The 11978-nt window shown below is 33.4% G+C and carries 10 protein-coding genes; 3 read left to right on the forward strand and 7 right to left on the reverse strand.

Features of this window, described 5'->3' with window-relative positions; all coding sequences use genetic code 11:
- Positions 1 to 70: 70 nt before the first annotated feature.
- The gene (locus OM075_RS00855) at positions 71 to 1270 is read left to right on the forward strand and encodes a homoserine dehydrogenase (protein ID WP_301188560.1); all 1200 of its coding nucleotides are present in this window, start codon (positions 71 to 73) and stop codon (positions 1268 to 1270) included.
- An 85-nt stretch (positions 1271 to 1355) separates the two neighbouring features.
- Here OM075_RS00855 and gnd read toward each other — a convergent pair whose 3' ends face one another.
- The 7 genes from gnd to OM075_RS00890 form a co-directional block, all read right to left on the reverse strand.
- Positions 1356 to 2807, reverse strand: a complete 1452-nt coding sequence (gene gnd / locus OM075_RS00860; RefSeq protein ID WP_301188561.1) for a decarboxylating NADP(+)-dependent phosphogluconate dehydrogenase — start codon at positions 2805 to 2807, stop codon at positions 1356 to 1358.
- 82 nt (positions 2808 to 2889) lie between these two features.
- Positions 2890 to 4026, reverse strand: a complete 1137-nt coding sequence (gene pdxB / locus OM075_RS00865; RefSeq protein ID WP_301188562.1) for a 4-phosphoerythronate dehydrogenase PdxB — start codon at positions 4024 to 4026, stop codon at positions 2890 to 2892.
- 6 nt (positions 4027 to 4032) lie between these two features.
- Entirely contained in the window at positions 4033 to 5670 is a 1638-nt protein-coding gene (locus tag OM075_RS00870) for an AMP-binding protein (protein WP_301188563.1), read from the reverse strand.
- A 156-nt stretch (positions 5671 to 5826) separates the two neighbouring features.
- Positions 5827 to 6378, reverse strand: coding sequence for a ribosome maturation factor RimM (gene rimM / locus OM075_RS00875; protein WP_301188564.1), 552 nt, complete (start codon positions 6376 to 6378; stop codon positions 5827 to 5829).
- Between the two features lie 119 nt (positions 6379 to 6497).
- The gene (locus OM075_RS00880; protein WP_301188565.1) at positions 6498 to 7058 is read right to left on the reverse strand and encodes a 30S ribosomal protein S16; all 561 of its coding nucleotides are present in this window, start codon (positions 7056 to 7058) and stop codon (positions 6498 to 6500) included.
- A 112-nt stretch (positions 7059 to 7170) separates the two neighbouring features.
- The gene (locus OM075_RS00885; RefSeq protein WP_301188566.1) at positions 7171 to 7956 is read right to left on the reverse strand and encodes an HAD family hydrolase; all 786 of its coding nucleotides are present in this window, start codon (positions 7954 to 7956) and stop codon (positions 7171 to 7173) included.
- 4 nt (positions 7957 to 7960) lie between these two features.
- On the reverse strand, positions 7961 to 9031 hold the full coding sequence (locus tag OM075_RS00890) for a DUF3810 domain-containing protein (RefSeq protein ID WP_301188567.1): 1071 nt from the start codon (positions 9029 to 9031) through the stop codon (positions 7961 to 7963).
- A 97-nt stretch (positions 9032 to 9128) separates the two neighbouring features.
- Between OM075_RS00890 and OM075_RS00895 the strand changes: the two genes are divergently transcribed.
- On the forward strand, positions 9129 to 10484 hold the full coding sequence (locus tag OM075_RS00895; protein ID WP_301188568.1) for a UDP-N-acetylmuramate--L-alanine ligase: 1356 nt from the start codon (positions 9129 to 9131) through the stop codon (positions 10482 to 10484).
- Between the two features lie 315 nt (positions 10485 to 10799).
- Positions 10800 to 11972, forward strand: coding sequence for a methyl-accepting chemotaxis protein (locus OM075_RS00900; protein WP_301188569.1), 1173 nt, complete (start codon positions 10800 to 10802; stop codon positions 11970 to 11972).
- The last annotated feature ends 6 nt before the right edge of the window (positions 11973 to 11978 follow it).

Consider the following 11978-nt stretch of genomic DNA (forward strand, 5'->3'; position numbering starts at 1 on the left):
TTTACATTGCTCCACTTAAATGGTAATGTTAAAACAGGATTTTTTATTGCCAGGCAAACAATCGACAAAGATGATGAAGAAAAAATTAAAAATAGGATTAATTGGTTTTGGAGTAGTTGGACAAGGTTTATATGATGTCCTTCAAAAGAGTCCGGCTCTGGATGCTGAAATCTTAAGTATTTGTGTTAAAAACAAAAAGAAACGAAGCCTTCCGGATGAACTATTCTGCTACAATCCTGATGAAATTTTAAACAATGGTGATATTAATCTTGTAGTTGAATTAATATCAGATGCTGATGAAGCTTACCACATTGTAAAAAAATCGCTTTTAAGTGGAAAAGATGTTGTTTCTGCTAACAAAAAGATGATTGCTGAAAACCTTGAGGAGTTAATTCAGATTCAGAAAGAAAAGAATGTATCCTTACTTTACGAAGCATCCGCTTGTGGAAGTATCCCGGTAATCCGTAACCTGGAGGAATACTACGATAATGACCTTCTTCTTTCTGTAACAGGAATCTTAAACGGTTCATCCAATTATATCCTGTCTAAAATATTTGATCACAATAAAGATTACGATTCTGCACTTAAAGAAGCTCAGGAACTTGGTTTTGCAGAAGCTGATCCTAGTTTTGATGTAGATGGATTTGACTCGCTATTTAAGCTGATTATATTAACTGCACATAGCTTTGGTACAGTTGTAAATCCAAAAGATGTACTACATTATGGAATCTCAAATATTTCCGACTTTGATATACAATATGCTAAAGAAAAAGACTTTAAGATAAAGTTAGTTGGACAAGTTGAAAAACTAGAAAACAACAAAATTTCCTTATTCGTTTTACCTCGATTGGTTAAAAGAGACAAGTACATTTACAATGTAGAGGACGAATTTAATGGTGTTGTTATAAAAGGATTGGCGTACGACAAACAATTTATGTTTGGTAAAGGAGCAGGTGGTCACCCTACTGGTTCAGCTGTTTTATCAGATATTACAGCCATTGCTCATAATTATAGATACGAGTATAAAAAAATGAATTATTACAGTTCTTTTGAGTATGAGAAAGACGTAATTATTGAAATTTACTTACGCTATAAAAAGGATGAAGATTTAAAGAAATTTAAATTCGATTCTATTTCAGAAGAATACAATGGACCAGAGTATAATTATAAGATAGGTCTTATTAAAATAAAAGATTTAATGGCTTTAAAGGATGAACTAAGAAGTATGGATATTTTTATTGCTGTTACAAGAAAAACTTTAAACTACTAAATCTGATTTTCGAATCAGAAATGACTTTAAATGAGAAAAGCTGCAAAAATGCAGCTTTTCTTGTTTTATCTATATACCATTGATATTATACATCATAAGTTGTTGAAGCTGTATCGCCACCTCTTCCTGTCCAGTTAGTGTGGAAATATTCACCTCTTGGCTTGTCAACTCTTTCATAAGTATGTGCACCAAAATAATCTCTCTGAGCCTGTAACAAATTGGCTGGTAATTTTTCGGTTCTGTAACCATCAAAATAACTTAACGCACTTGAAAATGTTGGAACAGGAATTCCACTTAATACAGAATGAGCCACTACCTGACGCCATCCTTCAATTGCATCATTTATCTTTTCTTTAAAATATGGATCTAATAAAAGATTTGGCAATTCAGGATTGTTATCAAATGCATCTTTAATTTTTCCTAAGAATACAGATCTAATGATACATCCACCTCTCCACATTAGAGCAATACCACCATAATTTAAGTCCCAATTGTTTTCTTTTGCAGCCTCACGCATTAAAACATAACCTTGTGCATAAGAAACAATTTTAGAAGCAAATAAGGCATCCTTAATGTATTTTACAAACTGCTTTTTGTCACCATCATATTTCTTAATTGGTGAACCTAATATTTTTGAAGCTTCAACTCTTTCTTCTTTTTGAGCTGACAAACAACGAGCAAAAACAGATTCCCCTATTAACGTTAAAGGTACACCTAAATCTAAAGCAGAAATTCCGGTCCATTTTCCAGTACCTTTTTGGCCAGCGGCATCCAGGATATTTTCAACCAAAGGTTGTCCATCCTCTTTATAGCCCATGATATCACGAGTGATTTCAATCAGATAACTATCTAAATCACCTTTGTTCCACTCGTCGAATATTTCATACATTTCATCATGAGACAGTCCCACATAATCTTTCATAATGTGGTAAGCCTCACTAATTAATTGCATATCTCCATACTCAATACCATTGTGCACCATTTTTACAAAATGGCCGGCACCATCTTGTCCAACCCAATCGCAACATGGAACGTCATTCTCAACTTTAGCACTAATATTTTGAAAAATATCCTTAATAAAAGGCCATGCTTTATCTGAACCACCAGGCATTAATGAAGGACCTGTAAGCGCTCCTTCTTCACCACCTGAAACACCTGAACCTACATATAAAAAGCCTTTTTCTTCTACATATTTTGTTCTTCTTATCGAATCAGGATAATGAGAATTTCCTCCGTCAATAATGATATCACCCTCTTCCAAGTAAGGAATAATCTGATCAATTAAGGCATCAACTGCAGCACCGGCTTTTACAAGCATCATTACTTTCCTTGGTCGCTCTAATGATTCAACTAGTTCCTCAATTGAATGCGTACCAATAAAGTTTTTTCCTGCACCTCTGCCATTAATAAATTTATCTACTTTTTCAGTTGTTCTATTATAAACAGCTACAGTGTAGCCTTTACTTTCCATATTTAACACAAGGTTTTCGCCCATAACGGCTAAACCAATTAATCCTATGTTTGCTTTTTTATCCATTTTTACATAATTAAAAATCCTTTCCCTTTACATGAGAAAGCCTCATAAAGGTACTTTAATATACATAAGAATTGTATTCTTATCAGATTAATTTAACAGTGGCAAAACCTATTTTGTTCAATGATTCCACTATAAAATTTGAACTGTTTTTTAATTCAACGTTGAATGCTCCGAATTCCCGACGTACAGGATAAGATCCTCTTTGTTTTTCAAATTCTTCAGGATGCATCCTCATCTTACTATCATCATTTAAGATGTTGTAAGTATGCAATATGGCCTCAATCAAAATTTCCTGATCTGTTTTACCATTACCATCTATTTCTATCAACTCATTATCAGGCAAAGGCAATCCATCAGGATACCATTCTGTTAATGGCAAATTAAATTTTTTACTGATTGCCTGCACACTCATTGCTGTACCATTGGCCTTTCCATCAACAGAATACCCTGCAATATGCGGTGTTGCTATGATGGTTTTATTTAAAAGCGCTGTATCTATATCTGGTTCACTTTCCCAAACATCAAGAACTGCTTCCCCAACGCTCTTTTCATTCAAAGCTTTTAACAGACTTTGATTATCCACTACCTCACCCCTTGAAGAGTTAATAATAACAACATCATTCTTACACGATTTAAAGAATGATTCATTGGCGAGATGGTACGTTTTATATTCACCTTCCCGTTGCAACGGAACATGAAATGTAATGATGTCAGCTTCTTTCTGTATTGTCTTTAAGTCAACAAATTCAACTGAATTTTCAGCCTTAGCTCTTGGAGGATCATTTACCAGCACTTTTATACCCAAGGCTTCTGACAATGCTTTTACTTTTGACCCAACGTTACCAACACCTACTATGCCAATTGTAATATCTTTAAATTTGTAATTCTTTTTAATAGCAAGTATAGCTAAAGCTGAGGCGATATATTGCTTCACTGAACCTGAATTACAACCTGGAGCATTTACCCATTTAATATCGGCGGCATCACAGTAATGCGTATCAATATGATCAAATCCAATTGTTGCAGTAGCAATCATTTTAACATTACTTCCTTCCAACAATGACTTGTTACACTTTGTTCGTGTTCTGGTAATTAAGGCATCTGCCTCCTTTACTAAATCACCTGTAGTCTCTGACCCAGCCACATAAACCATGTGTGCATAAGGTTCCAACACCCCTTGTAGAAAGGGAATTTTATCATCTGCAATAATTTTAAGCATGTATATCTACTTAATGTACTTGTATCTTTTAATACTCTTTTTGGGAGTTTTATCAAACTCTTCGGGATAATAGGTAACCTTTGACAAATTCATATAAGCTGGCAATTCATTATTAACCAACGACTTCAATTCTTGTATCTTATTCATCAATTCCACTTCGGAGATACCTTCTGAATCAGCCAATTCAAAATCCGGATAAACAAGCGCCTCCAGTTTTCCTTCTCCCATATCTCTTACCAAACATTCCTGCACATAATCCATACTGTTCAGTCTGGCTTCTATTTCTTCAGGATAGATATTTTGACCAGAGCCACTTAATATCATATTCTTACTTCGCCCTTTAATATAAATGAAGTTATTTTCATCAATAACACCCAAATCCCCTGTATGTAACCATCCATCCGCATCAAAAACAGCATCTGTTGCTTCCTGATTTTTATAGTAACCTAACATGAGATTTGTTCCTTTAACAAGAATCTCACCAACTTGTTTATTAGGATTATCAGAATCAATCTTCACTTCCATTCTATCCACCAATTTTCCGGCAGACCGAGGCATTGTTTTATTGAAGACTTCATAACTTATGAGCGGTCCGCATTCTGTCATGCCATAACCTATAGTAAATGGAAATCCAATCTTCCTTAAAAAATCTTCAACATCTTTATTTAATGCAGCTCCTCCAATTACAATCTGTTGAAATGTTTCTCCAAAAACTTCCATCAATTGCTTTTTAACCTTCTGATAAACCACCTGATTTAAAAGAGGTATTTTACTAAGGGTTCGTACGGTAGGTTTTTCCAGTGCAGGAGCAATCCTCTTTTTAAAGATCTTTTCTAGTATTAATGGTACTGATAATATCAAATGTGGCTTAACTTTTTGAAAAGCTTCAGTTATAATTTTAGGAGAAGGTGTTCTACTTAAAAACGTAATATCGCACCCTACCGTAAATGGCCATAAAAATTCAAACAAACAACCATATGCATGTGCTAAAGGCAAAAAAGAAACAATTCTGTTTCCAGGCTCCAATTTTAAATGTTCTTGTGCAAAAAATACATTTGACCAGATACTTCTATGCGGAAGCATAACTCCTTTAGAAAAACCGGATGTTCCTGAAGTATATGATAATACCATCATTTCATCAGGTCCAATATTTGCAAAATTAATTTGCTCTACTGCAATCTCGGGCGTCAAAGATATTTTATTTACTTCCTGCTTTAAATTGATAGAACAATTAACGAGAGGCTTAAAGGTATCAATACTAATAATCCCTTTTAAACCAGTCATTTTACTCTCATCAACTTTATTAAATATATGATCTGTTGAAAATAAAATTTTAGACTCTGAATGATTTACTATATGATGTATTTCACTACTTCCAAAATCAGGTAATATAGGCACAACTACTGCTCCATAAGAAACTGTTGCAAGATACGCTACGGCGTAGTTACTCAAATTGCGCCCGATCAATGCAATCCTGTCCCCTTTTTTAATTTCACAAGTCTGAAATAACTGATGAATCCAATAAATACGCTCAGATACCTGTTGATAAGTATAAGTATCCCCTTCATAATCGGTAAATGCAGGTTGGTTTTTATAAGTAACTAAGGCATGTTTAATCATGCCAATAAATCCATTGCTATCCATACTTTAATATTTAAATGCCGTTCCTCCGGATTTACATATCATAATTAGTACCAAAGATTCGTTTAATCTTTGATAAATTTGAAAATAGTAAGAATCCAGTTACGATTAGGAAAGGGAAAGGAAATTTATATTATAAGTTAAGATGTTTTACCAAGGTTAGAAATCGTCTTCATCACCATCTTCATCATTTATATACAAATCGACTAAACCTTCAGGAAGATCAACAGCAATTGTTTTTTCCTGCTCATCGACAGCTATAATAAAATCGGGATTAATTGGTATCAAAATTTCGTCTCCATCACAATCAATGATAAAAAGCGGATTATTTGATATTTCATTAATTCCTGTGATAACACCAATATCTCCCTTTTCTTGATCAACAACTGTAAATCCTACAAACGCAACAGTCTGAAAATCATCTTTTACACTTATGTTTACCGATTCTGTATATACTTCTGTACCTGAGAATTCACGAGCTTTATCTTCAGTTTCAACATCCTCAAGTTTGATCAATAAAGTTTTACTTCCTTTTATTCGTAATGATTCAATATAAAAAGGAACCAGTCCATTATCAATATCCAGCAAAAGAAACTCAGAATCAAAATCTTCACTATAAAATCCATCAAATAACGAAACGGAAATTTCTCCTTTAACTCCATGTGGTTTACTTACAAAACCCACCTTTACACACTGCTCTTTTATAATCATAACTTCAAATAATTAGGACTGATAAAATTATAAAATATTGGATACAAAAAAACCCTCATTTTACAATGAGGGTTTTTATTTTTTTGCATTTATATCTAAATGCTCAATTTCTTTCTGAATTACTCAGCAGCAGGAGCTTCTGGTTCATCAGTAGCTTCTTCAGCTTCTGTTGTCTCTTCAGCAGCAGCTTCAGCAGTTGCAGCCTCAGCTTCAGCAGCTAATTCAGCATTCTTTTTTGCGATAGCTTCAGCTCTTTCGCTGTTAATTTTAGCTTCACGCTCAAGATTTGCTTTTGCAGCTTCAGCAGCTTTACCTTCAAGACCATCAATCTTAGCTTGAATTTTAGCTTGCTTCTCAGTTAACCAGGCACTAAATCTTTTTTCAGCTTCAGCCTCATCAAAAGCACCTTTTTTAACACCATCTAATAAGTGTTTTTTCATTAAAACACCTTTGTACGACAAGATTGCTCTTGCAGTATCAGTTGGTTGTGCTCCGTTGCTTAACCAAGTTAATGCTTTATCGAAATTTAAATCGACTGTAGCAGGATTTGTGTTTGGATTGTATGATCCAATACGCTCAATGAACTTACCATCACGTGGTGATCTGCTATCTGCTACCACAATGTGATAGAAAGCGTTTCTTTTACGCCCGTGCCTAGATAATCTAATTTTTACTGGCATGTGTTTAAAATTTATTTGTTTAACAAATGTTGCAAAAACTCTGTTTTGCGGGCGCAAAGATAATAATTATTTTTCAATGCAACTTATTTGAATTAAAATAATTACTTCATATTTAAAGCAATACTACTTTTTCTATGGTATTTAAAACACCATCATCATTATTATCGGGTGCCTGAAACGCAGCAATATTTTTGATAGTGGGGTGAGCATTTTCCATAGCATAACTATATTTAGCCATTTTCAGCATCTCCAAATCATTAAGATAATCACCAAAGGCCATTGTTTCATCATTTGAAACGCCAAGTTTTTCTTGTACAATTTTTAGAGCCATACCTTTATTAACCTCTATTGGCATAATATCAATCCATTGATCACTTGATGGCGCAATAGCTAAATGTTCGGTATACTTTTGCCAAACATCCCAACTATTATTTTTCCATGTCTTACTATCGAATAAGGCAATTTTTAGAATGGTTTCATCCAACTCCATTAAGTCGTCAACAATTTCAAGGCCTTTATAATACTTGCTTGCTTCCGGCAAAAATTCTTCCTGACTTTTCTCAATGTATGAAGTATGCATACCACAAACAGTAATATAAACACCATCTGTTGCCCGGGCATCTTTAATAATAGATCTTACAAACGACATATCAAGAGGTTTCACAACAATTGGCTCCTCATCCATATTGATAAAAGCTCCATTATCACAAATAAAAAGGATATTATGGTTGAAAAAATTAAACTGTGGCACAAGTGAATAGGATGGTCTACCACTCGCAACCGCAAACTTAATTCCTTTCTCCTGTAGCTTTGTATACACTTCCTGAAACTTTGGAGAAAGTTCTTTCTCGTCATTCAGCAAGGTTCCATCCATATCCGATACAATTAATTTTATCATATAATTACTTTTTAAATATCTCATTATTAGTATTCGACAAATAGAAATCAATAATCAACTGTACCACACCACCATAATCTGCAACACCATTTTTCACTTGATTTGATTTCAAATAGGCATCATTAACTTTTCGTGCTGCCTCATCGATTTTATCACTTCTTAAATTCTTCCAGTATTCTCTTCTGGCTCTAAAATCAGAAATTACTTCTGGTTTTATCTTTTTTATGATTTCCTTTTGATCTGTCACATCTCTTGATTGATACAAAAAGAATCCCAAAGCATAAAGCCATCCACTATAATTAGCAAATTGATCATCTGAATTTACAGTTATCATCCAGGCATAAAAATTAGCTTCTGCTTCACTTGTTATTCCAAGCTGATGACTCATTTCATGAGCTGTGACGATTGGTTTATCCCAAACTGATAAATAAGCATTTACATGTACTTCATTAAAAAACGGACCGTAATAACCTAAAATTGAAGCCTTCGCAAAAAAATCACTAAATAAAATATGCTTAACTCTTCTTTGTCCATTAGGATAAGGATAATTTAAAGTATAATGCAGTTGCTCTATTGAAGGTTCAAGTACAGATTGATAATTAACACTGTCTTTACCAACAAATGAGATGTAAGATTTGTTTGTTTTTTCAATGACCAGATCTAAAACCTTAACTAAGGTATCTTTATCTGCTTTTGATTTTTCGATCCCAATACGATGATGTGCATCCTGCCTTAAATAATTAAATCCCCAAAACCAGTAGAACAAAAAATATACCACTGCTAAAATCTGGGTAAGTCTGAGAAAAAACCATTTGACAGATCGTTTTCGAAGAATAACAAGGCATACACCAAATATCACTATTAAAACCAACAAAACGTAAAAAGCATCATCTAATGAAAAAGAAATTAAACTTGAAAAATTAGATAGAACAGAAGCAATAACAGGATATATTGATTGGGCATAGATATGCTCTGTTAATTCTGCATTATTCTTAAAAAAAACAAAAGTAAAGTAGGTAAATATTGCTAAGAAAAAAGGAATGAACTGTATGAAATATTTTTTGAAGTAATGCATTGTATGGATTTGAAAGGTATTCTTATTACTTTCGCTAAGGCAACAAATATAATGCTAATTTGTAAGCCAATTTTTAACTCTTGATTTAATTTATGTTATGCATATTCATTTTATAGCTATTGGCGGTGCTGCTATGCACAACTTAGCCATTGCACTTCACTCAAAAGGATATAAGGTTACCGGTTCAGATGATGAGATTTTTGATCCATCAAAAAGCAGACTACAAAAACATGGCTTATTGCCGGAAGAGTTTGGCTGGTTTCCTGATAAAATAAACGATCAAATTGATGTTATCATTTTAGGCATGCATGCCAGAAAAGATAATCCGGAACTGATCAGAGCACAGGAATTAAATTTAAAGGTGTACTCTTATCCTGAATATTTATATGAACAATGTAAAGATAAAAAGAGAGTAGTTATTGGTGGTAGTCATGGTAAAACAACCATCACGTCAATGGTTATGCATGTATTAAAAACTCTGGACTACAAATTTGACTACATGGTTGGAGCTCAAATTGAAGGTTTTGATACAATGGTTAGCGTATCGCACGATGCTCCAATAGCAATTTTTGAAGGAGATGAGTATTTATCTTCACCTATTGATTTGCGTCCAAAATTTCATTGGTACAAACCACACATTGCATTACTAACAGGAGTTGCCTGGGATCACATCAATGTTTTCCCCACCTGGGATAATTATGTAGAGCAGTTTAAAATATTTTCTGATTCTATCGAAAAAAACGGAACACTGGTTTGGTATCTTTTAGATGAAGAATTACAAAAAATTGCACCGTCACTAAGAAAAGATATTAAGTCTTTAGCTTATGATGAAATTGAATCCAATATAGAGGAGGGACAAACTACCATAACTTTTAATGGTAAGAAATATTATCTATCCATTTTTGGAGGACACAATCTGCAAAATTTAAATGGAGCAAGACTCGTTTGTGCAGAATTAGGTATAGATGATGAAGCATTTCTTACGGCTATCTCAACATTTAAAGGAGCTGCCAAAAGATTACAAACATTAAAACAAACTGTTCAATCTACTATATATCTTGACTTTGCACATTCACCATCAAAACTTAAGGCAACAATTGAAGCAGTAAAAAATCAAAATAAGGAGAGAACACTAGTGGCCTGTATGGAATTACATACTTTTAGTAGCTTAAATAAAGACTTTCTGCCACAATATAAAGAAACAATGAACAAAGCTGACATTGCCTTTGTATATTTTAATCCTCAGGTTGTTGAGCATAAAAAATTACCCAAAATAACGATTGATGAAGTAACAACAGCTTTTGGTTCAAAAAATGTAAAAGTTTTTGATGATACAGAATTACTTCAGAAAGAACTTAAAAATATAGAATGGAAAAATAAGAACCTGCTATTGATGAGTTCTGGCAACTTTTCAGGCATTGATTTTAACATATTTTCAAACGAATTGATTTAATATTCAATCTATTAAGGGAATATATCGGGCATTTTCACCCCACATATTCCCTTAATTTCCTATCCTCAGAATATGAATCTCACAATTAAATCAGAACCTCTCCACTTTTTTCACTCTCATACTACCTGATTATCTTCATTTTATGAAATGTCACGTTTTTGTCACATCGTTAAATGAACTTTTGCATTATCAAAAGCGTAAAAGTAAATACACATAAATTGAGCTATCCTGAAAATGGTGTCTGAAATATTGAGAATATTTATATTTTTTGTAAATTAATAGTGATTTATTATGCATTTTATTTAACAATCTACTATGAGTATCTTAACTTTAGGAATTTCATTAATTATACTAGCAGGATTATTGTGTTGGGGAATATTAAAACTCGTTTTTAAAAACACATTTGTATTCTTTATTGGCTCTATATTTTTATTGGTTATGGATGCCATTGCATGTTTTGGTTTTACTGTTGGACAAAAAGGTCTTATACATTTAATATGGGCTGTTCCAATTGCTATTATCATGATTATTGCAAGCTATTACTTTCTTGCAAAAAGAGTAAAAGCTCCAATTCAACATTTAACTGAAGTTATTAAACAAATGAGTAATAAGGATATTACTGTAAATATTGACGATAAGTATAAAAATGAGAAATATGAAATTAAAGATATTGTTGATTCCATTCATGAACTTATTACTTCCACACGAATTTTAATGCACGACTTGGATACAAGTGCAAATGAATTACTAAACTCCAGTTCACAAATTAACTCAAGTACAAATGCTATTAGCAATAGTGCCAGTGAGCAAGCCAGCGGAATTGAAGAAATCTCTTCTTCAATAGAAGAAATGAGCGCTAATATCCAGAATAACTCGAACAATGCATTAGAATCAAAAAATATTAGCACAAAAGCAAATACACTTCTACAAGTATCCCTCAAAAGAGTTGAGGAAGCAGTTGATCTAATGAATCGAATAAATAAGGAAGTTGAGATAGTAAGCGAAATTGCTAATCAAACAAATATTTTAGCATTAAATGCTTCGATCGAAGCCAGCAAGGCTGGTGCAGCAGGCAAAGGATTCTCTGTTGTTGCAAATGAGGTTAGAACTTTGGCAGAACAGTCTACCCTATCAGCCTCTGAAATAAATCAGTTGACCATGTCTGGTGTTCAAAAGATCAACCAGGTTATGCAAGAAATAAATGAATTAAATATAGAAACCCAGAAATCAGCCGAGCTTGTTACGGAAGTAGCTACAGCAAATCAGGAGTTAAATATAGGAGCCGGGCAAATTAATGCTTCTATCCAGGAACTTACAAAGTCTGTTCAGGAAAATGCAGCATCGAGCGAAGAGCTAAATGCTACATCAGGTTCATTACTTGATACCGCTCAAAAGCTCACTAATGTTGTTAAGTTATACCAATACAAACAGGCTGAAGTCATATCAATAAATCGTTCAAGTAAACACAAAGCAGTTCAAACAGCGTAACACAAA

Origin of the sequence: Plebeiibacterium sediminum (genome assembly GCF_026013605.1) — a bacterium.
Classification (GTDB): Bacteria; Bacteroidota; Bacteroidia; order Bacteroidales; family Marinilabiliaceae; genus Saccharicrinis; species Saccharicrinis sediminus.

Coding starts and splice junctions, on each gene's coding strand:
- OM075_RS00855 (WP_301188560.1), top strand. CDS start 71: ATGATGAAGAAAAAATTAAAAATAGGATTAATTGGTTTTGGAGTAGTT.
- OM075_RS00900 (WP_301188569.1), top strand. CDS start 10,800: ATGAGTATCTTAACTTTAGGAATTTCATTAATTATACTAGCAGGATTA.
- gnd (WP_301188561.1), bottom strand. CDS start 2,807: ATGGATAAAAAAGCAAACATAGGATTAATTGGTTTAGCCGTTATGGGC.
- pdxB (WP_301188562.1), bottom strand. CDS start 4,026: ATGCTTAAAATTATTGCAGATGATAAAATTCCCTTTCTACAAGGGGTG.
- rimM (WP_301188564.1), bottom strand. CDS start 6,378: ATGATTATAAAAGAGCAGTGTGTAAAGGTGGGTTTTGTAAGTAAACCA.
- OM075_RS00895 (WP_301188568.1), top strand. CDS start 9,129: ATGCATATTCATTTTATAGCTATTGGCGGTGCTGCTATGCACAACTTA.
- OM075_RS00880 (WP_301188565.1), bottom strand. CDS start 7,058: ATGCCAGTAAAAATTAGATTATCTAGGCACGGGCGTAAAAGAAACGCT.
- OM075_RS00885 (WP_301188566.1), bottom strand. CDS start 7,956: ATGATAAAATTAATTGTATCGGATATGGATGGAACCTTGCTGAATGAC.
- OM075_RS00870 (WP_301188563.1), bottom strand. CDS start 5,670: ATGGATAGCAATGGATTTATTGGCATGATTAAACATGCCTTAGTTACT.
- OM075_RS00890 (WP_301188567.1), bottom strand. CDS start 9,031: ATGCATTACTTCAAAAAATATTTCATACAGTTCATTCCTTTTTTCTTA.